Source organism: Pseudomonas sp. GW821-FHT05D12 (assembly GCF_059419825.1).
On record NZ_JBWKSN010000008.1, the window covers coordinates 63,585 to 86,627 of the forward strand.

Annotated in this window: 22 protein-coding genes and 2 pseudogenes; 17 read left to right on the forward strand and 7 right to left on the reverse strand. The window is 63.4% G+C overall.

The window, feature by feature from the left end; all coding sequences use genetic code 11:
• The first annotated feature begins 11 nt into the window (after nt 1-11).
• From AC07SI_RS16520 to AC07SI_RS16530, 3 genes are read left to right on the forward strand one after another with little or no spacing between them, the layout of a single operon-like run.
• A complete protein-coding gene (locus AC07SI_RS16520; RefSeq protein ID WP_201144142.1) occupies nt 12-590 on the forward strand; it encodes an RNA polymerase sigma factor in 579 nt (192 codons plus the stop codon).
• Nucleotides 587-1,012: a hypothetical protein gene (locus AC07SI_RS16525; protein ID WP_065906343.1), complete on the forward strand. Its 426-nt coding sequence runs from the start codon at nt 587-589 to the stop codon at nt 1,010-1,012. The genes AC07SI_RS16520 and AC07SI_RS16525 overlap by 4 nt, the downstream gene beginning before the upstream one ends.
• The gene (locus AC07SI_RS16530; RefSeq protein WP_065906345.1) at nt 1,009-1,476 is read left to right on the forward strand and encodes a periplasmic heavy metal sensor; all 468 of its coding nucleotides are present in this window, start codon (nt 1,009-1,011) and stop codon (nt 1,474-1,476) included. Before AC07SI_RS16525 ends, AC07SI_RS16530 begins: the two co-directional genes overlap by 4 nt.
• 215 nt (nt 1,477-1,691) lie before the next feature.
• Here the strand turns inward: AC07SI_RS16530 and AC07SI_RS16535 are convergent, their stop codons facing one another.
• Nucleotides 1,692-3,125 carry a serine hydrolase domain-containing protein gene (locus AC07SI_RS16535; RefSeq protein ID WP_495006105.1) on the reverse strand — a complete coding sequence of 478 codons (1,434 nt, stop codon included), beginning with the start codon at nt 3,123-3,125 and terminating at the stop codon, nt 1,692-1,694.
• A 24-nt stretch (nt 3,126-3,149) separates the two neighbouring features.
• Nucleotides 3,150-4,064, reverse strand: a complete 915-nt coding sequence (locus tag AC07SI_RS16540; RefSeq protein WP_065906350.1) for a LysR substrate-binding domain-containing protein — start codon at nt 4,062-4,064, stop codon at nt 3,150-3,152.
• 378 nt (nt 4,065-4,442) lie between these two features.
• On the opposite strand from AC07SI_RS16540, the gene AC07SI_RS16545 reads away from it, so the two are divergent.
• The 9 genes from AC07SI_RS16545 (at nt 4,443) to AC07SI_RS16585 (ending at nt 16,783) form a co-directional block, all read left to right on the forward strand.
• Complete coding sequence (locus tag AC07SI_RS16545) at nt 4,443-6,005, forward strand: ABC transporter substrate-binding protein (RefSeq protein WP_201144144.1); 1,563 nt, start codon at nt 4,443-4,445, stop codon at nt 6,003-6,005.
• Between the two features lie 2 nt (nt 6,006-6,007).
• Nucleotides 6,008-6,949 (forward strand): ABC transporter permease, encoded by a 942-nt coding sequence (locus AC07SI_RS16550; RefSeq protein WP_065906353.1) that lies wholly within the window; start codon nt 6,008-6,010, stop codon nt 6,947-6,949.
• Nucleotides 6,946-7,824: an ABC transporter permease gene (locus tag AC07SI_RS16555; protein ID WP_016977188.1), complete on the forward strand. Its 879-nt coding sequence runs from the start codon at nt 6,946-6,948 to the stop codon at nt 7,822-7,824. Before AC07SI_RS16550 ends, AC07SI_RS16555 begins: the two co-directional genes overlap by 4 nt.
• A complete protein-coding gene (locus AC07SI_RS16560; protein ID WP_495006106.1) occupies nt 7,821-9,464 on the forward strand; it encodes an ABC transporter ATP-binding protein in 1,644 nt (547 codons plus the stop codon). The genes AC07SI_RS16555 and AC07SI_RS16560 overlap by 4 nt, the downstream gene beginning before the upstream one ends.
• 111 nt (nt 9,465-9,575) lie before the next feature.
• The gene (locus AC07SI_RS16565; RefSeq protein WP_065906358.1) at nt 9,576-10,829 is read left to right on the forward strand and encodes an OprD family porin; all 1,254 of its coding nucleotides are present in this window, start codon (nt 9,576-9,578) and stop codon (nt 10,827-10,829) included.
• A gap of 196 nt (nt 10,830-11,025) precedes the next feature.
• The gene (locus AC07SI_RS16570) at nt 11,026-12,144 is read left to right on the forward strand and encodes a succinylglutamate desuccinylase/aspartoacylase family protein (protein ID WP_065906360.1); all 1,119 of its coding nucleotides are present in this window, start codon (nt 11,026-11,028) and stop codon (nt 12,142-12,144) included.
• A gap of 88 nt (nt 12,145-12,232) precedes the next feature.
• On the forward strand, nt 12,233-13,426 hold the full coding sequence (gene rocD, locus AC07SI_RS16575; protein ID WP_106804202.1) for an ornithine--oxo-acid transaminase: 1,194 nt from the start codon (nt 12,233-12,235) through the stop codon (nt 13,424-13,426).
• A complete protein-coding gene (acnA, locus tag AC07SI_RS16580) occupies nt 13,423-16,077 on the forward strand; it encodes an aconitate hydratase AcnA (protein WP_495006107.1) in 2,655 nt (884 codons plus the stop codon). The genes rocD and acnA overlap by 4 nt, the downstream gene beginning before the upstream one ends.
• Nucleotides 16,070-16,783, forward strand: a complete 714-nt coding sequence (locus AC07SI_RS16585; RefSeq protein WP_495006108.1) for a transporter substrate-binding domain-containing protein — start codon at nt 16,070-16,072, stop codon at nt 16,781-16,783. Before acnA ends, AC07SI_RS16585 begins: the two co-directional genes overlap by 8 nt.
• On the opposite strand, the gene AC07SI_RS16590 is transcribed toward AC07SI_RS16585, so the two are convergent.
• A complete protein-coding gene (locus AC07SI_RS16590; protein WP_065906369.1) occupies nt 16,769-17,131 on the reverse strand; it encodes an NUDIX hydrolase in 363 nt (120 codons plus the stop codon). The two genes, AC07SI_RS16585 and AC07SI_RS16590, sit on opposite strands and share 15 nt — an antisense overlap.
• A gap of 127 nt (nt 17,132-17,258) precedes the next feature.
• Here AC07SI_RS16590 and AC07SI_RS16595 point away from each other — a divergent pair, with 127 nt between their 5' ends.
• Together AC07SI_RS16595 and AC07SI_RS16600 are read left to right on the forward strand one after the other, a co-directional pair.
• Nucleotides 17,259-18,239 carry a Gfo/Idh/MocA family protein gene (locus AC07SI_RS16595; RefSeq protein WP_065906370.1) on the forward strand — a complete coding sequence of 327 codons (981 nt, stop codon included), beginning with the start codon at nt 17,259-17,261 and terminating at the stop codon, nt 18,237-18,239.
• 36 nt (nt 18,240-18,275) lie between these two features.
• A complete protein-coding gene (locus AC07SI_RS16600; protein WP_065906371.1) occupies nt 18,276-18,905 on the forward strand; it encodes a ribonuclease T2 family protein in 630 nt (209 codons plus the stop codon).
• Here the strand turns inward: AC07SI_RS16600 and AC07SI_RS16605 are convergent.
• A pseudogene (locus AC07SI_RS16605) lies at nt 18,902-19,027 on the reverse strand (transcriptional regulator); the annotation flags it as partial. The gene AC07SI_RS16600 and the pseudogene AC07SI_RS16605 sit on opposite strands and share 4 nt — an antisense overlap.
• 46 nt (nt 19,028-19,073) lie before the next feature.
• Between AC07SI_RS16605 and AC07SI_RS16610 the strand changes: the two are divergent.
• Nucleotides 19,074-19,166, forward strand: a pseudogene (locus AC07SI_RS16610) (thioredoxin reductase); the annotation flags it as partial.
• Here AC07SI_RS16610 and AC07SI_RS16615 read toward each other — a convergent pair.
• Nucleotides 19,156-19,854: an SDR family oxidoreductase gene (locus AC07SI_RS16615; RefSeq protein ID WP_120448352.1), complete on the reverse strand. Its 699-nt coding sequence runs from the start codon at nt 19,852-19,854 to the stop codon at nt 19,156-19,158. The pseudogene AC07SI_RS16610 and the gene AC07SI_RS16615 sit on opposite strands and share 11 nt — an antisense overlap.
• Nucleotides 19,855-19,959: 105 nt before the next feature.
• On the opposite strand from AC07SI_RS16615, the gene AC07SI_RS16620 reads away from it, so the two are divergent.
• Complete coding sequence (locus AC07SI_RS16620) at nt 19,960-20,388, forward strand: winged helix-turn-helix transcriptional regulator (protein WP_065906375.1); 429 nt, start codon at nt 19,960-19,962, stop codon at nt 20,386-20,388.
• A gap of 63 nt (nt 20,389-20,451) precedes the next feature.
• Here the strand turns inward: AC07SI_RS16620 and AC07SI_RS16625 are convergent, their stop codons facing one another.
• The gene (locus tag AC07SI_RS16625) at nt 20,452-21,294 is read right to left on the reverse strand and encodes an alpha/beta fold hydrolase (protein ID WP_065906377.1); all 843 of its coding nucleotides are present in this window, start codon (nt 21,292-21,294) and stop codon (nt 20,452-20,454) included.
• A gap of 315 nt (nt 21,295-21,609) precedes the next feature.
• Here AC07SI_RS16625 and AC07SI_RS16630 point away from each other — a divergent pair, with 315 nt between their 5' ends.
• Nucleotides 21,610-22,197, forward strand: coding sequence for a LysE family translocator (locus tag AC07SI_RS16630; protein ID WP_106804195.1), 588 nt, complete (start codon nt 21,610-21,612; stop codon nt 22,195-22,197).
• Here the strand turns inward: AC07SI_RS16630 and AC07SI_RS16635 are convergent.
• Nucleotides 22,139-23,032 (reverse strand): AraC family transcriptional regulator, encoded by an 894-nt coding sequence (locus AC07SI_RS16635; RefSeq protein ID WP_120448354.1) that lies wholly within the window; start codon nt 23,030-23,032, stop codon nt 22,139-22,141. The two genes, AC07SI_RS16630 and AC07SI_RS16635, sit on opposite strands and share 59 nt — an antisense overlap.
• Between the last annotated feature and the right edge of the window lie 11 nt (nt 23,033-23,043).

Sequence of the window (23,043 nt, forward strand, 5' to 3'; positions counted from 1 at the left end):
GAACTACCCGATTGAAAGACACTGATCCGGACGTTGAACTGCTGGCGCGTATCGGCAATAACGAACCTGCCGCCGTCAACGAAATGGTGACGCGCAAACTCCCGCGTTTGCTGGCGCTCGCCAGTCGGATCCTGGGCGATGCCGATGAGGCCAAGGACGTGGCCCAGGAAAGCTTCCTGCGCATCTGGCGCCAGGCGGCCAACTGGCGCAGTGGCGAGGCGCGTTTCGACACCTGGTTGCACCGGGTCGCGCTCAACCTGTGTCACGACCGCCTGCGCCGGCGCAAGGAGCGCCCGCTGAGCGACGAGGACACGGCAGAACTGGCGGACAGTGCGCCGCCACCGGATGAACAGCTGGAAACCCTGGACCGCAGTGCCCGCATGGCCGCCGCGTTGGCGGCCTTGCCCGAACGCCAGCGCGAAGCCATCGTGCTGCAGTACTACCAGGAGCTGTCGAATATCGACGCCGCGGCCCTGATGAATATCAGCGTCGAGGCACTGGAGAGCCTGCTGTCGCGGGCCCGACGCCAGTTGCGCAGTCAACTTGCCGACACACCCGGGCTTGCCCGCCCAGGAAGGGGAAAATCATGACACCCGAACGCTTTGCTTATCTGGCCGACGTGTACGGGGCGGACCTGCAGCGCTGGCCCGACACCGAACAGCGCGCCGCCCAGGCGTTGCTCGACAGCGGCAATCTGCATGCGCGCGACGCCCTGCAGCAGGCGCGCTGGCTCGACCATCAGTTGGACAGCCATCAACTCGCGTTGCCCGACCCGGCGCTGGTGCGGCAGATACGTCAATCCGCGCCACGCTCATTCTGGTCACGCTACGCCAGCTGGTTATCGCCCGCCGGCCTGGTCGGCGTGGGCATCGCCGGCATCGTCACCGGGATGCTGGTGGCGTCCATGAGCGTGCCGTTGCCCATGTTGTCATCCGAAGTGCTGCCCAGCGTCTTCGACCAGGGCGACGCCGAAGTCGTCTTTACCGTCAACGCTGAGGAAACCGAGCAATGACCGTCAGATCCCTTAAACCGTGGTTGTTCGTTTCGGTGTTGCTCAATGTGTTTTTGATCGGCGGGGTCGGCGGTGGCCTTTACCACTGGATGGCCAGCGCCAAACCGGCGCAAGTGCTGGTCAACCAGCACGGCCTGCGCCAGGCCATGATCAACCTGCCACCGGAACGGCGCAGGGAACTGCGCCAGTTGCTGCGACGCAACAGTGCCGACAGCCAGCCGTTGATCATGGCCGGACGTGAGGCGCGCATGGGGGTGATCAAGCAGCTGGAGGCACCCACGCTGGACCATGAAGTGTTGGTGGCCGAGTTGGCCAAGGCGCGTGAGGCGGATGCAGCGCTAAGGGCGTTGGTGGATGGCACCCTGGCGCAGTTTGCCGGGACCTTGCCGCAGGATGAACGGCAGAAACTGGTGGAGGCGTTGTACCTGCGCGGGCAGGAGCGGGGGAAGAAGCCTCGGTCTTGAGTCCATATCCGTTGCTGCGGTCGCGGTTGCCATGGGTTGCGCTTTTACAGCGGGTCACTTTGGAAAAGAGCCGGAATGCCGGCCCAGCCCAAAGTAACCCAAGGGCTCGCATGGCGACCACGGTCAACCTGTAGAAGCTGGCTTGCCGGCGATGCCGGCACCTGGGTGTTACGCCCAGCCAGGTTCTAAAGGTTCTATGTGGTGAGCGGGTTGACTTACAGGCGTTTGCCCACCAGCACTTCCTGCTCTCGCTCTGCGCTGTTGACGTTCACCGTGCGGGCGAGGCTCACGCTGTTGCCTTCAAACACACATTTCACCCGATCCCTGAATGCGGTCTGCGGATAGATCCAGGTCATCTCCAGCGTCTTTTGATCCAGCCAGCGGGCACCGGCCACAATCTGTGCGTGGTTGAATTCATAACCGTGGTGCAACGCACGGCCCGGCATGCTGGTGAGGCCTGTGAGCCAGTGGTCGATGCCGATCTGCAAGCGATGGGTGGCCTGGCTGTCGGTCAGTTCGAAGGTGAGTACATGGCCTGTAAACGCGAACGACAGTTGGCGCACGCCAAGCCCGTTTTCGGCCACGGCAAATACGCGCATCGAATCCTCGGGCGCTGGGCAGTCTGAAACCAGTAGAGGCTGCTCAGCCATGCTCGCCAGCCGTTGCTCCAGCCGTGCATCGGCTTCGAGTTTCACGCTGCAATCCTCGCTGAAGGCTGCGGGAAAATAACGCTCGATAAACGGCACGATCTCTGCCGAGTTTTTCATCCCACCTACCAGCACCAAGGTTGCGTTGTGTTCGCGGTACACCGCGGCCATCTGCACGAACACCCCCAGCGCACTGAAGGCTGGGCGCGGTTTCATCATCCAATGGTAGCCGTAGCGGCTGTCGGGGCCGCCCTGGGGTTGGGTAGCGGCCTGGACCCACGCCGCCGGCAATACCTGCCGGCCGTCCCAGACACCGTTCTGGGCGTGCAATACCGCCAGTTTCAGCGCCGCCGACACGGGGGCGGTAAGGCCGTTGCCGCCGGGGTTCACGCCGTCTGGGCCGATGTCCCAGGTTTCATTGTGAATATCCAAGGGGATGAACAGGCGTGGCTTGAGGTAGTCGTGCAGGGTTTGGCCGGTGACGCGGTTGATCAGCGCCGAGAGCATGTAGCTGGCCGCGCTGGTGTACACGTATTCGGTGCCCGGCGCGTAGGCCAGGGGGATCTTGAAGAATTCGGCGATCCAGCTGGTGCTGATGCCGCGCCATACCGAGCCGGAGGTGTTGCTGGCGTGCCCGGTGCGCATGGTCAGCAGGTGTTCGACGGTCATGTCGGCCAGGCGCGGGTCGGCGTTCGCGGGGACGTCATCGGGGAAGAAACGCACCAGCCGATCATCGAGATTGAGCAAGCCTTCTTGGATGGCCAGGCCGATGGCGCAGCCGGTAAAACTCTTGGCCATGGAGTGCAGCACGCGTGGCTCATTGGGATCTACCGGCCAGGTCCAGCCTTCGGCAACCACGTGGCCGTGGCGGTGCAGCATGAAGCCGTGCAGGTCGAGGCCGGCGGCCTTGACCGCATCGAGAAACGCGATCAAACGGTCGGGGTCGATACCAAGGCTGCTGGCGCTGGCGCGGGGCAGACCATCGTAGGAAGTCAGGGGCATGAAAAGGCTCGGCAAGGGTGGCGATCAACGGCTGCGGTGTACCAGCCGGGAATAGGAAATCAGCATGCTGGTGAGTTCCTGGCTGACCCCGGTGAGGGGCGCTGAACGGCGGCTGATCAGGCACACATCCCGGGGCGCCAGGGGTTCTTCGATGGCGATGGTGGTGAGTGCGCTGGAAAACAGCTTCATCCCCGGCAGCATGCGCGGTTCGATGGTCAGGTAGTCGGTTTCCGAGACGATGTGCAGGGTTTCCAGCAGCGAGTCGGTGGTAATCGCGATCTTCGGCGGCGCCAGGCCCTGGGTGCGGAACAGCTGGACCAGGCGGTTTTCCGCGCCACCGATGACACCGGTGGAGCGCACGCTGATCCATTGGCAGTCCACCAGTTCCCGCACCGATCTGGCCTGGCCCAACGGATGGCCCTTGCGCGCGATAATGCCGGCGCTCGAGCTGTAGAGACGGTCGATGGACAGGTCGATATCGGTGACATTCGGTGCCAGCGGGCACAGCACGAAATCCAGGCGACCATCGCGGACCTTTTCGACCAGGCCCTTGGTGGTGCCGCTGGCCACGTGCACCTGGATGCGCGGGAAGCGTTGGGTGAAGTTGCTCAGCACCGGCACCAGCAGCTCGGCCAGGGGCTCGGAGGTCACGCCCAGGTCGATATGGCCTTCGGGCTCGCCTTTCCAGGGTTGCAGGTCGAGCAGCGCGCGTTCGCAATCGAGGGTGATGGAACGGGCGCGCACCAGGAACACTTCGCCAGCCGACGTCAGGTTGATGCCTTGGTTCGAGCGTTGCAGCAAAACCACGCCGAGTTCTTTTTCGAGGGTCTGGATCGATTGGGTCAGGGTGCTTTGCGCCACATCCAACTGGCGCGCGGCAGAGCGGAAACTGCCTTTTTCGACCACGGCACAGAACGCACGAAGATGGGTGAGTGTCATGAAGGACGGCCTCGGGTTTGAGCATTTGAACCATTGAATACCCGCCAGCTTATCTGATGCCTCCAGGTGCGCACAGATCGGTTTGGACGATCAGGTTCATTATTTCTGAACGCGCGCAAACGGCTCCGGGCCCTGATTTTTCGGTAGGCTGGGGGCAGGTTGTGAACGGCTCGGTAGGTGATCGGAAAAGCCGAGCCTGATCACCTGGAGCGTTCTTCTCAAGCTTGCCGCGTGAAGAATAAGATCGGTCCAGGAACATTCGCCGACCGTGACGGCGACTAAAACAACAACAACTATCCAGGTGTTCGGCCGTGCCTCTTTTTGGGTCCTGCCAGCGTCCGAACCCCAAGCGTAAGGATCATTTAAGGTGCATTTATCATGAACAAGACTTTAATCCTGGCAGGCGCTTTGTCTGCGGCGCTGGCGGGTACTGCCCACGCCGAAAGTGTGTTGAAGGTGGCGCTCAACGCCGATATCCGCAGCACCGACCCCGGTGTCAACCGTGACACCAACTCCGACGCGGTGATCATGCACCTCACCGAAGGGCTGGTGGCCTTTCGTGAAGACGCCACCGTCGGCCCGCTGCTGGCCAAGGACGTGCAGGTGTCCGACGACGGCCTGCGCTACACCTTCCACCTGCGCGACGGGGTGAAGTTCCAGAATGGCAAGGCGCTGACCTCCGCTGACGTGCTGTGGACCTGGAAGCGCTTCCTCGACCCCAAGACCCAATGGCGCTGCGCGCCTGAATTCGATGGCCATGGTGGCGCCAAGATCGTCGACATGAGCGCCCCGGACCCACTCACCGTGGTGTTCACCCTCGACAAGCCCAATGGCCTGTTCCTCACCAGTACCGCACTGCCGGAGTGTGGCGGCAGCGGCATCCTCTCCTCGGACTCGCTCAACGCCGATGGCAGCTGGAAAGCCCCGGTCGGCACCGGCCCGTTCAAGCTGGGCGAGTGGAAGCCCGGTCAATACGTCGAACTGCTGCGTAACCCCAACTACAGCGCCCGCGATGAGCAACAGCCCGATGGCTACACCGGCAACAAATCCACCACCCTCGACCGCGTGCGCCTGCTGGTGATCCCGGACCCGGCCGCCGCCAAAGCCGCCTTGCTGTCGAAAAACGTCGACTTGCTGATCGACGTCACCCCGCTGGACGCCACCGAACTGGCGGCCAACCCCGGCGTGCGCGTGACCTCCAGCGGCACCATGTCGGTCAACGCCTTGCTGTTCCAGACCCGCGACCCGCTGCTCAAGGATGTGCGCCTGCGCCAGGCCATCGCCCATGCCCTGGATTCGGCGCAAATCGTCGAAGCCCTCACCGGCGGGCGTTCCAAGGCCAACAACTCGATGGTCGCCAGCGGCAGCCATTACCACACGGCCATCGAAGACCAGGGCTACACCTTCGACCCGGCCAAGACCGCGCAATTGTTGCGTGAGGCTGGCTACAAGGGCGAGCCGATCAAACTGATCGTCAACAAACGCTACGCCGCGATTTTCGACATGGGCGTATTCGTGCAGGCCATGGCCAAGGCCAGCGGCATCAACCTGGAGCTGGAGACCCTGGAGTGGGGCACGCAACTGGAGCGCTACCAGAGCGGCAACTACCAGATGATGGCGTTCCCGTACTCCGAGCGCCTCGACCCGGCCCTGAGTTTCGATTCGATGACCGGCGACAAAGACAAGGAAGCCCGCAAGGTCTGGGACAACCCCCAGGCCCGTGAATGGCTGCGTGAAGCCCAGCGCGAAGGCGACATTACCAAGCGCCAGGCATTGTTCGATCAACTGCACCAACAGATGATCAAGGATGTGCCGATGATCCCGATGTACAACGGCAACGCGATTGCCGCCAGCCGTGACTACGTCAAGGGCCTGCGCACTTGGCCGGTGTCCAAGCCGCGCCTGTGGACCGTCAGCGTCCCTGCTTCCGGGAGCAATTGAGGATGTTTCGTTTTATCTCCCAACGCCTGGCGATGTCAGTCCCGACCTTGCTGCTGATCTCGCTGATGGTGTTCGCGATCATCCGCCTGGTGCCGGGTGACCCGGCCCTGCTGATGCTGGGCGACATGGCCGACGCCCATAGCCTGGAGGTCGCGCGCGCGTCCCTGGGCCTGGACCAGCCGCTGCCAGTGCAGTTTGTAATCTGGTTGAAGGCGGTGCTCAGCGGCGACCTTGGGCATTCGATTACCACCAATGAGGCAGTGTTACCGCTGATCCTCGATCGCTTCCAGGTGAGTGCCGGGATTGTGTTGGTGTCGGTGTTGCTGGCTGCCTTGATTGCGGTGCCGGCCGGCTTGCTGTCGGCGTGGAAGCAGGACAGTGCACTGGACTTTGGCGTGGTGTCGACCGCCACGCTGCTGCTGTCGATCCCCAGTTTCTGGCTCGGCCTGCTGTTGCTGTATGCGTTTGGCATCAAGCTGGGCTGGTTGCCGGTGGTGGGCTACGTGTCGTTCGGCCAGTCACCGTGGCAGGCCTTGAGTTTCATCGTGTTGCCGATCGTCACCCTGACCCTGGTCGAGCTGGGTGCAATCACCCGCATGGCGCGGGCCAGTGCCATCGAGGTGTTGCGCCTGGAGTACATCACCCATGCCCGCGCCAAGGGCCTGTCGGAACGTGCGGTGCTGTGGCGCCATGCGTTGCGCAACTCGTTTGCACCGACCCTGACCCTTATCGGCCTGATCCTCGGCAACCTGCTCAGCGGCATTGCCGTGCTGGAAACCGTGTTCACCCTGCCGGGCATCGGCCGCCTGATGGTCGACGCCATCTACGCCCGTGACTACCCGGTGCTGCAGGGCTGCCTGCTGCTGGTGACCTTTGTCTATGTGCTGGTCAACCTGTTGGTGGACCTGCTGTACCCGCTCTTCGACCCCAGGGTTAAGTTATGAATAAGCCACTGCCTGTTGCACCCGAGGTGCTACTGCCTGCACCGGTGCGTGCCCCCAGGGCCTGGCGCGTGCCGCCGTTGAATGCGCTGATCGGTGCGTTCCTGTTGGGCTTGCTATTGATCATGGCCGCGCTCGGCCTGGTATGGACGCCCCATGATCCGCTGGCGCTGAACCTGCTGGCGCGGTTGCAGGCGCCGACCGCCGCGCACTGGCTGGGCACCGATGAATACGGTCGCGATGTCTTGAGCCGCTTGATGATCGGCGCGCACACCAGCCTGTGGGTGAGTGTGCTGACGGTGAGCATGGCGATTATCGCCGGCACCTTCCTCGGCTTGCTGGCCGGCTTCCTGCGCGGCTGGGTCGACCGTGGCCTGATGATGATCAACGACGCGCTGCTGGCGTTCCCCGGCATCTTGCTGGCCCTGGGCTTGATGGCGATCATCGGTCCGAGCCTGTACGGCATCGTCTTCGCCCTGAGCCTGGCCTATACGCCGTCGGTGGTGCGGGTGGTGCGCGGCACGGTGTTGTCGCTGCGCGAGAAGGAGTTTGTCGAGGCCTCGCGGGTGATCGGCAATTCCGAGCTGTACACCATGCTGCGCCATATTGCGCCGAACTGCGTGGCGCCGGTGTGCGTGCTGGCCACCAGCATGTTCGGCTGGGCGATCCTCGCGGAAAGCTCCCTGAGCTTCCTCGGCCTGGGCGTGCCGCCACCGGCAGCGACCTGGGGCAACATGCTCGCGGCCAGCCGGCCGTATATCGCCACGGCCAGTTGGCTAGGGCTGTTTCCCGGTGTCTGCATCGCCATGGCGTTGCTGGCGTTCAACCTGTGTGGCGATGCCTTGCGTGACCGCCTTGATCCACGGATGAGTAAATGACCATGACTGATGTATTACTGGCAGTCGATCACCTGAAAATCCGCGTCGGCACCCACGGCCCGCTGGCGGTCAACGACCTGAGCTTCACCATCGCGCCGGGGGAAATCGTCGCGTTGGTGGGCGAGTCCGGCAGCGGCAAGACCATGGCCGCCCGCGCCGCCATCGGCCTGCTGCCGCCACCGCTGCAACACTGCGGCGGCCAGGTGCGATTCCAGGGCCATGACCTCAATAGCCTCAAGCCCGAGCAACTGCGCCAACTGCGCGGGGCCAAGATCGGCATGGTGTTCCAGGAACCCATGGTGTCGTTGAACCCGTCCATGAGCATCGGCGAGCAAATGGCCGAGGGCCTGCGCCTGCACACCAAGCTCACGGATGCGCAGATCCTCGAACGCAGCCTGGAGATGCTCGGCCATATCGGCATCAAGGACGCCGAACGTTGCCTGGCGGCGTTCCCTCACGAGTTCTCCGGGGGCATGCGCCAACGCATCATGCTCGCTTCGGTGATGCTGCTGCGCCCGGCGCTGCTGATTGCCGACGAACCCACCACGGCCCTGGACTGCTTGGCGCAACTGGACGTGTTGAAGCTGATGCTCGACCTGACCCGCGAGCAGGGCACGGCGATTCTGTTTATCAGCCATGACCTGTCCCTGGTGGCGCGCTACGCCGACAAGGTGGTGGTGATGCGCGAAGGCCGCGCGGTGGAGCAGGGCACCATTGAGCAGATCCTGCTGGCGCCCAAGGCCGAATACACCCGCCAGCTGCTGGAAGCCTTGCCGCGCCGTGGCGTGTTGGCGGACTTGCCCCAGGCCGATGGCCCGCTGCTGACGGTCCGCGACGTGTGCATCGAACACCCTGGCCCGCGCAGCCTGTGGGGCCGCACGCCGTTCAAGCGCGTGGTGCATTCGGCCAACCTCAGCATCGCACCGGGCGAAACCCTGGCGCTGGTGGGCGGCAGCGGCTCTGGCAAGACCACCCTGGGCCGCGCGATTGTCGGCCTGAACAAAGCCTGTGCCGGCGCCATCGAGTTTGAGGGCGTGGACATCCTCAAGTCCGGCAACCGCGAACACCGTTTGCAATGCCAGATGATTTTCCAGGACCCGTATTCGTCTCTCGACCCGCGCATGAAGATCGGCGACATCCTCGCCGAACCGCTGCGCCATGTACCGGGCATGAGCGCCGAGCACAAGCGTGAGCGCGTCACCAGGACGCTGCTGGATATCGGCCTGGCCGAGCAGTTTGTCGACCGCTTCCCGCATCAGTTGTCCGGTGGCCAGCGCCAGCGTGTCGCCATTGGCCGCGCGCTGGTGCGCCACCCACGGTTGGTGATTGCAGACGAGCCGATCTCGGCCCTGGACATGACTATCCAGAAACAGATCCTGGAGCTGTTCGAACGCCTGCAGGCGCAGTACGGCTTCGCCTGCCTGTTCATCTCCCACGACCTGGCGGCGGTGGAGCGCATCGCCCACCGGGTGGCGGTAATGAGCGAGGGCAGGGTGGTGGAAATGGGCACGCGCGATGAGATCTTCGACCGCCCGCAGCACCCCTATACCCGCAAGCTGCTGGCCGCTGCCAGCCCCTTGGAGAAACTTGAAAACGGTGGCTACCGCATTCGCCAGGGCCCTGTACCGCTAGCGCTGTAACCCAGGACTGACGTCACCCGCCGCGCAAATCACCGATTTGCGCGACCGGCGAAGCCATGCCCGAAGAACAATAAAAACCCCCAACCATGACACTGCCAGGAGCTTAAAAAAATGAAAAAATCCCTGACTCAACTCATCACCGGCGTGGGCGTCGTGAGCAGCGGGTTGATCCCGTTCGCCGCCCATGCAGATTTCATCAAGGACAGCAGCGGTACGCTGGAATTGAAGAACTACTACTTCAACCGTGACTACCGCGAAGAAGCCAGCCAGTCGGTGCGCGCCGAATGGGCCCAGGGCTTTCTGCTGGGGATCAAGTCCGGCTTTACCGAAGGCACGGTAGGTTTTGGCCTGGACGCCATGGGCATGCTCGGCCTGAAGCTCGACTCCAGCCCGGACAAATCCGGCACCGGCTTGCTGCAGCGTGACAGCGACAAGCGCGCTTCCGACAGCTACTCCAAGCTCGGCGTGACCGCCAAGGCACGCTTCGCCAAGAGCGAACTGCGCGTGGGCTACCTGGTGCCGGATCTTCCGACCCTGCAACCCAATACCAGCCGCCTGTTCCCGCAGTCGTTCAGTGGCACGCAGCTGGTGTCCAACGACATCAGCAACCTCAAGCTCAGCCTCGGTCAGTTGGACCAGGCCAAGGACCGCGATTCCACCAACTACGAAGACATGAAGCTGACCACGGTCAGCAAGGTCTACAAAAGCACGGCCCTGAGCGATCAGTTCCGCTTCGCCGGCGGCGATTATTCGCTGACCCCCAACACGTTGCTCAGCTACCACTACGCCGCGCTCGACAGCATCTACCACCAGCAATACGGCGGCTTCAAGAACAGCTTTGGCCTGGGCCCGGGCAGCCTGAAGACCGACGTGCGCTACTTCAAGGCCGACAAGGACGGCGCTGGCCTCGCGGGTGATGTCGATAACCGCGCCTTGAGTACACGCCTGACCTACCAGTATGGCGGCCACAGCATCGGCGGCGGCTTCCAGCGGCAGTTCGGCACCACGCCGTTCACCTACCTGGATGGTTCGATCAGCTACCTGTTCACCGAGTACCAGTTCACCAACTTCACCCAGACCAAGGAGCGCGCCTGGCACGCTCGCTACGACTACAACTTCGCCGACCTGGGCCTGCCGGGCCTGCTGTTCGGGATCAAGTATGCCAAGGGTGATTCGGCCGAGGTGATCGGCTTCAACGGCGAAGGCCGTGAATGGGAACGCGATCTGGACATCAGCTACGTGGTGCAGACCGGTCCGTTCAAGGGGGTGTCGATGCGTTGGCGCAACGCCCTGGCCAAGGGCAACTTCTACAACGACGTCAACGAGAACCGCGTGCTGCTGGGCTACACCCTGGCGCTCTGGTAAGCGTGTGTCTGAGGCTTAGTTGTGATGAGCGGGGCAAGCCCGCTCATCACACTGTCCCCGATCGGCATCACAACTGATCGGTTTGGCAGATCAAGATAGCCCCGGCCGCCCTTACAGGCGATCACCCGGTCTCGATACTCTTTTCAACAGCATCTTTTCTCCAGAACCATCACTCGAATATCGAGACTCCTGCGTTATGAAACTTAATCAACACCCCTTGCTGCAAGCGACACAAGGTACCCACAGGCACGTGGAAAGCGAGCATTACGGTGCAGTGGGTGCGGGTCGAAAAATCTATATCCAGGCGGCGCTGCATGCCGATGAAACCCCAGCGATGCTGGTGGCTGCGCACCTGCGCCGGCAACTGGCTGCGCTGGAAAATGCCGGCCGCCTGAATGCGCAGATCGTGCTGGTGGCCGTGGCCAACCCGGCCGGTCTGGGCCAATACATCATGGGCGCACCTAGCGGGCGTTTCGAGCTGGGCAGTGGGCGCAATTACAACCGTGGTTTCCCAGTGCCATACCCGGAAATCGCCAGCCGGATCGAACACCTGCTCAGCCAGGACATCGACGCCAACCGTGAACTGATCCGCCAAGCCTGGGGCGAATGCCTGCGCGCCGCCCAGCCGATGGACGAATACCAGTCGCTGCAGCAGACCCTGATGCTGCTGGCCCACGATGCCGACATCGTGCTGGACCTGCACTGCTCACGCGAAGCGGCCATGCACCTCTACACCGGCGAATCGGTGTGGCCGACCATCGAGCCGTTGGCGCGCTACATCGGCGCCGAAGCGACCCTTCTGGCTACCGATTCCCAGGCCAATTCCTTTGATGAAGCGCTCTACCTGCTGTGGGTGAATCTGCGCGAGCGGTTTGGCGAGCGATTCCCGATCCCCGACAGCAGCATCGCCGTGACCGTGGAGCACCGTGGCCAGCGTGATGTGTCGTATGAACTGGCAGACCATGACGCCACGGCGATCATTGATTACCTGACCCACCTGGGCGCCATCGAAGGCACCCCACGACCGTTGCCCGCCTTGCGCAACCCGGCCACGCCGCTGGCGGGCAGCGAGCAGTTCTATGCGTCGAGCGCCGGGGTGCTGGTGCATCGCGCGGCGGTGGGCAGTCGTATTGAAGCGGGGCAGGCGTTGTTCGATATCGTCGATCCCCACAGTGGCAAGACCGTGACGATCAACAGCCATACCACCGGCGTGTTGTACATGCGCCGCGATGTGCGCTTTGTGAAACCGGGCGACCCCTTGGGCCGTGTTTCCGGCGCCACGCCGATCCGCAGCGGCAAGCTGCTGAGTGCGTGAATTGAAAGGCGATCACTGTAGGAGCTGGCAAGCCAGCGCCTGCAGTAGATCCTCACTATTTTTAGATTTTTATCAGGCAGGACACCCCATGCACCCCAACCCGGCAATCACCCTCGAAAACCAATTCTGCGCCCACAACTATTCGCCGCTGCCGGTGGTCATCGTCAAGGGCGAGGGCGTGTGGGCCATTGGCGATGATGGCAAGCGCTACCTGGACATGATGTCGGCCTATTCAGCCGTCAGTCATGGCCATGTGCACCCGCGTATCCGCGCCGCCGCCGTGGCGCAGATCGACAAGATCAGCGTGGTGTCGCGCGCGTTCTACAGTGAGCCACTGGGTAACTTCCTCAAGACGCTGTGCCGCATCAGCGGCTTCGATTCGGCATTGCCGATGAACAGCGGCGCCGAAGCCGTGGAGACCGCGATCAAGGCCGCCCGTCGCTGGGGCTATCGGGTCAAGGGCATCGCCGCGAACCAGGCGAAGATCGTGGTGGCCGACAACAACTTCCACGGGCGCACCTCGACCATCGTCGGCTTCTCGTCCGAGCCGGACTACAAGGCGGACTTCGGTCCGTTCTGCGACGGCTTCACCGAAGCGCGGTTTGGCGATATCGAGAGTTTTCGCCAGGCCATCACGGCTGATACCTGCGCGGTGCTGATCGAACCGATCCAGGGCGAAGCCGGTATTCGCGTGCCGCCGGCCGGGTTCCTGCGTGAGCTGCGTGCACTGTGCGACGCCACCAATACCTTGCTGATCCTCGATGAAATCCAGTCGGGCCTGGGCCGCACCGGCAAGTGGTTTGCCTTCCAGCACGAAGGCATTCGCCCGGATGCGCTGATCCTTGGCAAGGCGCTGGGCGGCGGGATCATGCCGGTGTCGGCGTTTGTCGCGGACCATTCGATCATGGACCTGTTCGATGCCGGCAGCCATGGTTCGACGTTTGGCGGTAACCCCTTGGCGGCGGCCGTTGGCCTGGAAGCCCTTAACGTGCTGGAAGATGAAGGCTTGATCGATAACAGCGCGCAATTGGGCCACTACCTGGTGGAGCGCCTGCGGGCGATGAATTCCCCGGCGGTCCGTGAGGTGCGTGGTCGCGGTTTGTGGGTGGGGGTGGAGCTGGACCGTGATGCACGGCCGATTTGCGAAGCGTTGCTTGCCGAAGGCCTGTTGACCAAGGAGACCCATGAAAACGTGCTGCGTATCGCGCCGCCGTTGTCCATCACCCGCGAGGAACTGGATTGGGGCCTGGCGCGTATCGAGCGGGTGTTCGGCCAACTATGAGCGACGTTCTCAACCATCTGGACATCGGCGGGCAGCGTTACGCCTATATCGATCTGCATAAACTGCTGACCCCGGTGCAGCTGCATCGGCTGCCTTATTGCCTGCGCATCCTGGTGGAAAACATCGCCCGTTGTGCCCCGGCCTCATTGCCGTCCGTGCTGGCGCGAGCCACCGGCAGCGGGCCGGACTGCGAGGTGCCATTCCAGCCCAACCGCCTGATGTTTCACGACACCACCTGCCTGCCGGCCCTGGCGGACTTTGCCGGCATGCGTGATGTGGTCGCGGAGCTGGGCGGCGACCCGACGGCGGTGAACCCGGCGATCCCGGCCGTGTTGACCATCGACCACTCGGTGATTGTCGAGCACTACGCCGAAGCCGGCGCGGTGGACGCCAACCTCGACATCGACTTTCGCCGCAACAGCGAGCGCTACCGGTTTATCAAATGGGCCGAGGCCAGCCTGGACAACTTCAAGGTGATCCCGCCGGGGACGGGGATCATCCACCAGATGAACATGGAATCCATCGCCCAGGTGGTATGGGAAAGCCCGGCCGCCGAGGGGGGCGTGCTGCTGCACCCGGACTGCATGGTTGCCACCGACAGCCATACGCCGATGATCAATGCCATCGGCGTGCTGGGCTGGGGCGTGGGCGGGCTCGAAGGGCAGGCGGCGATGCTCGGTGAGCCGGTGCCGATTGCCTTTCCCCAGGTCGTGGGGATTCGCGTCAGCAATGCCTTGCGGGCCGGTGTGACGGCGACGGACCTGGCATTGAGCGTGACCGAGTTGCTGCGCCAGCGCAGCATGGTCGGCAAGTTTGTCGAGTTCACCGGGCCGGGGCTGGCGTCGTTGAGTTGGGCGGCGCGGGGCACCGTGGCGAACATGGCGCCGGAGTATGGCGCGACGGTGGTGTTTTTTCCGTTTGATGACGAGACCCTTGCCTACCTGGAATTGACTGCGCGGCCGGCGCCATTGTTGGCCAAGGTGTCGACCTATATGGCGGCACAGTCGCTGTGGCGCCAGGCCGGCGAGCCCGAGCCGCAGTTCGATGAACTGATCGAGCTGGACTTGGCCCGGATTGAACCCAGTGTGGCCGGACCACACCAACCCCATCAGCGCCAGTCGCTGGCGCAGGCGGGCGCCTCGTTTCATCAGCATGTGCACGCTGAGGCCGGGCAGCAATTCTTCGAGCCGTCCTTTGAAGCGCCGTTGACCCACGGCGCGGTGGTAATGGCGGCGATCACCAGTTGCACCAACACGGCCAACCCGGCGCAGATGATCCAGGCCGGATTGCTGGCACGTCGTGCACGGGCACGCGGCGTGGGGCGCAAACCCTGGGTGAAGACTTCGCTGTCGCCGGGTTCGCGGGTGGTGGCGGACTATCTGGATGCGGCGGGTTTGTTGGCGGATTTTGCGGCGCTGGGCTTCGACCTGGCGGGCTTTGGCTGCATGACCTGTATTGGCAATTCCGGAAGCCTGGAGGCCCATGTGGAGGCCTTTGCCGAGCAAGGCCTCAAGGGTGTGGTGGTGCTGTCGGGCAATCGCAATTTCGAAGGACGGGTCAACCCCAAAGTCCCCGCCGGGTATCTGGCCTCGCCGGCGCTGTGCGTGGCCTATGCGATTGCCGGGAGCATTGATATCGACCTGTCCAGCAGTCCGCTGGCGTTGGATGCCCAAGGCACGCCGGTGTACCTGGAGGAGCTGATGCCCAGTGATGCCGAGGTGGCGGCGCACGTGGCGCAGGTGGTGCGCCCGGTGTTGTTCCAGCAACGCAGTGAACTGCTCTGGCAGGGCACGCCGCACTGGCAGGCGCTGGAGGCCGACGCCAGCGTGAGATTTGCCTGGAACCCGGATTCCACCTATTTGCGCCGCCCGCAGTACCTGGCGCAGGTGCCGCCCGTGCCGGCGGCGCGCCTGTCGGTGCGCAACGCGAGGGCGTTGGTGGTGCTTGGTGATAACGTCACCACGGACCATATTTCACCGGCGGGCACCATCCCTTCCGAGAGCCTGGCCGGTGCCTGGCTGCGCGAAAGGGGTGAGGCCGAGGCGGATTTAAACCAGTACTCGACACGGCGCAGCAACCACGAAGTGATGGTGCGTGGGGCCTTTACCAACCCGCGCCTGAACAACCTGCTGGACCCGACACAAACACCACGCCGAGGTGTGTGGGCGTGGAATGCCGACCACACGGACTACCAGCCGTTGTACCTGGCCGCGCAGAGCTACGCCGGCACGCCCACCGTGCTGTTTGCCGGGAGCAACTACGGCGCCGGTTCCAGCCGGGATTGGGCGGCGAAAGTGCTGAGCCTGTTGGGGATCAAGGCGGTGGTGGCGCGCAGTATCGAGCGCATTCATCGCAGTAACCTGATCGGCATGGGCGTGTTGCCGTTGGTGTTCAGCGCCGGGACGACGGTGCAGGACCTGGCGCTGGATGGCAGCGAGCGCTTGACGTTCCTGGGGCTGGAACACCTGCAGGTTGGCGAGAACCTGATCATCCTGCAGATCGATCGCGCCGATGGCCGTGTTGTCACGCACCGGCTGGTTTTGCGCCTCGACTCGTTGCAAGAGCTTGGGTACCTTGAGCACGGCGGCGTGCTGCCGTTTGTGATCCGCAAGACCGTGCAACGAACCCGCCCAGGAGCGCTCGATGATTGATCCCGCTGTACTGCAACAACTGGCCCCCGATGGCGTGCTGCGTGCCGCCATCAACTTCGGCAACCCGGTGCTGGCGCAACGCGGCGCAGGCGGTGAGCCACAAGGGGTGTCCGTGACGTTGGCCAAGGCCTTGGCTGAAGAGCTGGGTGTCGAGTTGGCGCTGATCACTTTCGAGGCGGCGGGCAAGGTCTTTGCTGCGCTGGCCGAGGATGCCTGGCGCGTGGCGTTCCTGGCCATCGAGCCGGTGCGTGAGCAGGAGATCGCGTTCAGTGCACCCTACGTGGCGATCAAGGGCACCTACCTCGTGGCGACGGATTCGCCCTTTACCCACGTCGCCCAATTGGATGCAGCGGGTCGACGCATCGCCGTCGGCCAAGGCGCAGCCTACGACCTGTACCTGAGCCGTACGGTGGCGCATGCCGAGCTGGTACGGGCGCCTACGTCGGCAGCAGCGGTGGACTGGTTTATCGCGCAAGGTCTGGATGCGGCGGCGGGGGTGCGGGACTTTCTGCGCACCCGCGTGAGCGCGCAATGGCGCCTGGTCGAGGATGACTTCATGACCATCCGCCAAGCCATGGCGGTACCGGTGGCGCATGCAGCCGCTGCCGCGTTCGTCAGGTCCTTTGTCGAACGGCAGAAAGAGAAGGGTGTGGTAAAGCGAGGTCTCGAGGCCTGCGGACAGAGCGCTGAATTACAGGCGACGTAGAAAGGATTTGACGATGTGCCGGGTGGCGTCGGTGGTGTCCAGTTCATCCACGGCGCCATAGGCGTACCACTGGCAATCGATGATTTCGTTGCACGGCCGCGCGTCGGCGATGTTCACCACCGAGGCCTCGAACACATGGTGTACGGTGTCGCGGGCCTTGAGCTCCTGCAGGTACAGCAAGCCGTCCACATTCAACCCGGTTTCTTCTTCCAGCTCGCGTTCGGCCGCGCCGACCGGGCGCTCGTTCCGTTCGACCTTGCCGCCCGGCAATGCCCATTTTGACCTGGCCTTGCGCACGAAGAGGATATGTCCCTCGTGTTCGCAAATGACCGTTGCGCGTATTTTCATCGTCTGTGCCCCCGCAGCGGGATGAGTGTCATAAAAGTGTAATGCAAATGTCATGCTAAGTGGTTATGGCGTACCGGGTTGGGGATGTGGATACTGCCTGATTGATGAAAACGGACGAGGACAACAGATGAACACCGTACGTTGGGGCATGATCGGCTGTGGCAGTGTCACTGAACTGAAGAGTGGACCCGCCTTCTATAAAGCGCCAGGTTCGGCGCTGGTCGCCGTGATGGGGCGCCGCGAGGCAGCCGTGCGCGATTATGCGGCGCGCCATGGCATTGCCCGTTTCTATACCGACGCCCAGGCACTGATCGACGACCCTGAAGTGGACGCGGTGTATATCGCCACACCGCCCGACAGCCACCTCGAGTACAGCCTGATGGTGGCGGCGGCCGGCAAGCATTGCTGTGTCGAGAAGCCCATGTCGCTGAATGCCGAGCAGAGCGCGTTGATGCAGCGCACGTTCGAACGGGCCGGGCTGCACCTGTTTGTCTCCTACTATCGTCGCTCGCTGCCGCGCTTCCAGCAGGTACGCGAGTGGCTGCAGGCGGGACGCATCGGCCAACTGCGCCACCTGACCTGGACCTTGTGCAAGCCTCCGGGGGCCGACGACGCCAGCGCCGCCAACTGGCGCACCGACCCACTGATTGCCGGTGGCGGTTACTTTGCCGACCTGGCCAGTCACGGCTTTGACCTGTTCCAGTACCTGGCCGGGGATATCGTCGAGGTCTCGGGCTTTACCGCGCGCCAGGCCGGGCGCTATGCGGCGGAAGATGCAGTGACGGCCTGCTGGACCTTTGGCTCGGGCGCCCTGGGCATGGGCTGCTGGAACTTCGTCGCGGACCGCAAGGAAGACCGCGTCGAGCTGATCGGCAGCCGTGGTCGCATTCAGTTCTCGGTGTTCGAAGACCAGCCGCTGCGCCTGGAAGCCGAGACCCAGGAAGTGCTCGAAGTACCGTGCCACGCGCATATCCAGTGGCACCACGTGCTGGCGATGAATGCACACATTCGCGGCGAGGCCGAGCATCCTTCGCTGGCCATCGAGGCGTTGAAGACGGATCGGATTCTCGACAAGGTGCTATTACGCAACCCCCACCATCCTGGGTAGTCGCGATAAAAAAAGGTTTTTTCAAGGAACAGGCCGATGAAATACTGGATGGTGGTGTGGCTGGTGCTGGCGACCGGCGCAGTGGCAGCCCCGCGTGAACAGGGCACGCCGGGGGAGTTTGATTTCTATGTGCTGTCGTTGTCGTGGTCGCCGACGTTTTGCCTGACGCACCCGGACAACGAACAGTGCTCGGGCAAGGGCTATGGGTTTGTGCTGCACGGCCTGTGGCCGCAATACGCGCGAGGAGGGTGGCCGGCGAGCTGTGCGCCGCAGTCGTACCTGAGCCGGGAAGCAATGGACAAGGGCGCGACGTTGTTCCCGACGCGTGCGCTGCTCAAGCACGAATGGGCCAAGCATGGCACCTGCAGCGGGCTTGAACCGCTGGCGTACCTGGAAAAAACCGACGCGGCGTTGGGCGTGGTTGCCATTCCACACCAATTGCAGCCGTTCAACACACCGCCGTCGTTGCCGGCTCGCGAGATCGAGGCGCTGTTTCGCCAGAGCAACCCGCGCATGGGCAATCACGGTGTGGCGGTCATCTGCAAAGGCAAGGTGCTGTCGGAGGTGCGGGTGTGCCTGACCAAGGACCTGGCCTTCGCCGGCTGTCCGCGCAGTGTCAAAAGCCAGTGCCGCGAGGGTGAAATCCGCATTCCGGCCCAGCGCTAGGGCCGCATCGCCACGCGATGATGCTCATCAAAATCCTCGGCCAACTGCGCCAGGGTGACCTTGCCGAGGCGCTTCAACAACAGCGCCTGGGCTTGTTCGAAGGCGTCGGTGAGCGCCGCGTTCTTCATGGCGGCCCATATGGATCAGCACATGCAGCCTGCGCAACGTGACGCGTCCCTCGCCGCCGGCTCCGTGGTGCTGGCCGTGGCCGAGGGTGTGCGCGCCGGGGTCGGCGCGCATTTTTCGCTGGTCAGCGGTTGAGGTAGACCGGGCTGTCGGTGGACAGCGACGCCTTCACCGCGTGGGTCATGTCGGTGATCAACACTTCTTCGCGGTCCTCGCCCAGGGCTTGCAGGGTGAGGGCGACCACTTCCTGGGGCGTGCTTTTAGGCGCCTGCACATCAGCGACCATGTCGGTGTCGATGTAGGCCGGGTGCACGCCGATCACCAGGGTGTTCTGCTCGCGCAACTCGCCGCGCAGGCCGTTGGTCAGCCCCCACTGGGCGGATTTCGAAGTGCTGTAGCCACCGGCGCCCGGCGGGCTCAGCCAGCTCAGCACCGAGAGGATATTGATCAGCGCGCCGCCGCCCTGTTTGGCCAGGATCGGCGCAAAGGCACGGCTCAGGCGCAGGGTGCCGAAGGTGTTCACGTCAAAGTGCTGTTGCAGGTTTTCGACACTGTCTTCGGCCAGCAACGAACCGTACTTCAGGAAGCCCGCATTGTTGATCACCACACTGACGTCCGCGCACTGCTCGGCGGCGTGCTGCACGCTGGCCGCGTCGGTGATGTCGAGGGCAATCGGGGTGCTGCCGGGAATGTCCACACTGCGCGGATCCCGCGCACCGGCGTAGACCTTGGCGGCGCCGGCTGCCAGCAGGGCGGTGACGAAGGCTTTACCCAGGCCGCGATTGGCGCCGCTGACCAATACCACTTTTCCACGAATATCCATGATGAACTCCAGGCTGCGAATTAGGTTTAATGATGAAACCGTTTTTATCCTGAGGCTGTAGGTCCTATAATGCAACCAGATTTTTCAATGCCGGGAGGCCCGACGATGAAACGCAAATGCCTGGAAGGCGATGGCTGCCCCGTTGCCCGTGCCCTGGACGTGGTGGGCGACTGGTGGACGCTGTTGATCATCCGCGATGCATTCGCCGGCGTGACGCGCTTCGGTGATTTCCAGAAGCACCTGGGCGTGGCTAAAAACATCCTTGCCACGCGCCTCAAGGACATGGTCGAGCAGGGCCTGCTGCAAACCAGCGAAGTCGGTGCGCGCAGTGAATATCAGCTGACCGACAAGGGCCGCGCGCTGATGCCGGTGCTGGTGACGCTGGCGCAGTGGGGGGAGGCGCACACGCAACCCGAACAGGCCGGCGCGCGCGTGCTGGATGCGCGCTCGCTCAAGCCGCTGCGCAAGGTCGAGATCCTGGCCGAGGATGGCCGGGTGCTGGGCCTCGACGATATCGTCACGCAGGTCAGCTAGGCGCGATTGCGGTCTATGTGATCTGTGGGCGCGCAGTGAGTGCGCGCCGACAGGGGGCAGGGTCTATTTGCTATCGAGGAAGCCCAGCAGCGCTGCATTGAACAACGCCGGGTCCTGCAGGAAGGCAAAGTGGCTGGTGTTCGGCAGGATCAGCAGGCCGGCCCCTGGGATGGTGGCCGCCATGTACTCGGTGTGCTCGCGCTTGATCGCTTCGTCATGGTCGCCGTCGGCAATCAGGATTGGCGTCTTGATGCTCGCCAGCTGGGCGTCGGTCCAGTTCGGTTGGCTGGCCCACATATGGCTGATCTGCTCGACGAATGCATCGTACTCTTTAGGCGTCGGCGACAGCTTGGCGTACTCCTTGCCGGCGCGTTCGATGAAGGCGGCGAAGGTCGGGTTTTTCTCTACGCCGTCCTTGACCCCGGCGGTCTGGGTGTTGGCGGCGAACGCGAACACCTTGCCGATCCGGTCCGGGTGACGCAGGGCCAGGTCGATGCCGATGATGGCGCCGTCGCTCCAGCCGACAATATCGGCACGCGGGATCTTCAGGCTGTCGAGCACGGCCACCACGTCATCGGCCATCAGGTCGTAGCCGTAGGGTTTATCGTCCCGCGAGCTGCGCCCGTGGCCACGGCTGTCGAGGCTGATCACCGTGTGCTTGGCCGCCAGCGCCTTGACCTGGTTGCCCCAGTAATCGGAGTTGGACAGCCCACCGTGCAGCAGCACCACCGGCGATCCATGCCCGGTGCGGGTGTAGTAGACCTTGATGCCGTTGACGGCGGCGTAGCCGGTTTTGGCGCCGGCCACCGGGGCAGGCGTCGGCGGCAGGGTTTCCCAGCGTTCAGCGGCCTGGACCGCAGAGAAAGACAGCAACAGGCAGGCAGTTGCCAGCAGGCGACGTGACATGGCGATTCCTTTGATTGCAGTGAGTAGGCGCTGAACTCTAGCACCGGCCCAGGCGTGGGAAATACGCATTTTTGCCTATTGAGATCGGCATTCTGAAAGAAAAAAATGCAGTTATATCAATGGAATAAAAGCGTCTAAAGCGCCCGGGCCAGAACGGTTTCACCGCCGTTGTCTGTCCCATGCCGTGAGCGGTGCGAGGCCGACTCCAGGGGCGCACACAAAATACTTCGACAAGGGTCATTTTGTTCAATACCCCGCGTGCCTTGCCCTTTAACGTGGCTCCATCGTCATCTGCCCGAATAAAAAGGAACTGCAATGAGCTTGATCATTTCCATGGCCGCCTTCGCACTGGCCACCTCGATCACACCCGGACCGGTCAATGTGGTGGCCCTGAGTTCAGGCGCGCGCTTCGGTTTTGTCGCCAGCCAGAAACACGTGTTTGGCGCCGCCGTCGGCTTCACCTTGTTGCTGGTGTTGATTGGCCTGGGGCTGCATGAAGTGCTGGTGCGCTGGCCGCTCCTGACGCAGTTGATCCAGTGGGGCGGGGTGGCCTTCTTGCTCTACATGGCCTGGAAACTCGCGGTGGACGATGGCCGCCTGGACGCGGACGGCAGCGCGACGGCGCCGTCGATGCTCTACGGCGCGATCATGCAATGGCTCAACCCCAAGGCCTGGCTGGCCTGCGTGGCGGGCATGGGCCTGTTTGTGGCGGACGGCGATGCTCGGCAGGTCTGGCTGTTTGCCGGCCTTTACCTGGTGATCTGCTACCTGTCGGTGGCGTGCTGGGCCTATGCCGGCACGTTCCTGCGCCGCTACCTGGGCAACCCCCAGGGTGTGCGTGTATTCAACCGCTCGATGGCCGCGTTGCTGGTGGCCAGTGTGGGTTATTTGCTGATGGCTTGAGGACGTCGCGGTACTGCCCCGGCGTGGCCGCGAAATGCTGCTTGAAGGCGCGCTGGAAATGCGCCTGGTCGGCAAAGCCTGCGGCCAGGGCGACATCGGCGATCAGCTTGCCGTTGCGCAGTTGGGTGCGTGCAAACTGGATGCGCCGGTTGACCAGGAAGGCATGCGGGGTCAGCCCGTAATACTGTTTGAAGGCGCGGATCAGGTACGACGGCGACAGCTCGGCGGCCAGGCAGATATCTTCCAGCTTCAGGGCCTGGGTGCAGTGTTCGCGGATGTAGTCGGCGGCCCGTTCCAGCTTGTGGTTGACCTCGCGCATCGGGGCGGGTGAAGGGTTCAGGCGTTGCTGCACTTCGCTGAAATAACTCACCAGCGCGCTTTGCTTTTGCAGGTGTTCGGCCTGCTCATCCACCAGCATCCGGTACAGCTCCAGCAAGCCCTCGTACAGCACCGGGTCGCGCGTGTAGGGCGTATTGAATGGCCGGTAACCCTGGTCGGTGCTGAACCCCAGTTGGTACTGCAGGTCGGTCAGCCAGGGCGTGTCGATGTACAGCATCTTGTAGGACCATCGCTCGTTGTCGATGGGATTGCAGGCGTGCACATCGCCGGGGTTCATCAACACCACCGTGCCGGCGCTGATCTCGAACGTCTCTGCACCGTAGTGGTAATAACTGCGCCCCGTGGTGACCACCCCGATGGAGAAGTGCTCGTGGGCATGGCGCGTGTAGGTGACCTTGCGCCCATCGGCGATGGTGCGCGCTTCGATGAACGGCAAGCGCTCGTCGCGCCAGAAGCGCGGCGAGTGCGAAGGGTGAGCAAGGCTGTCCAGCGACATGGCGGCAGTTC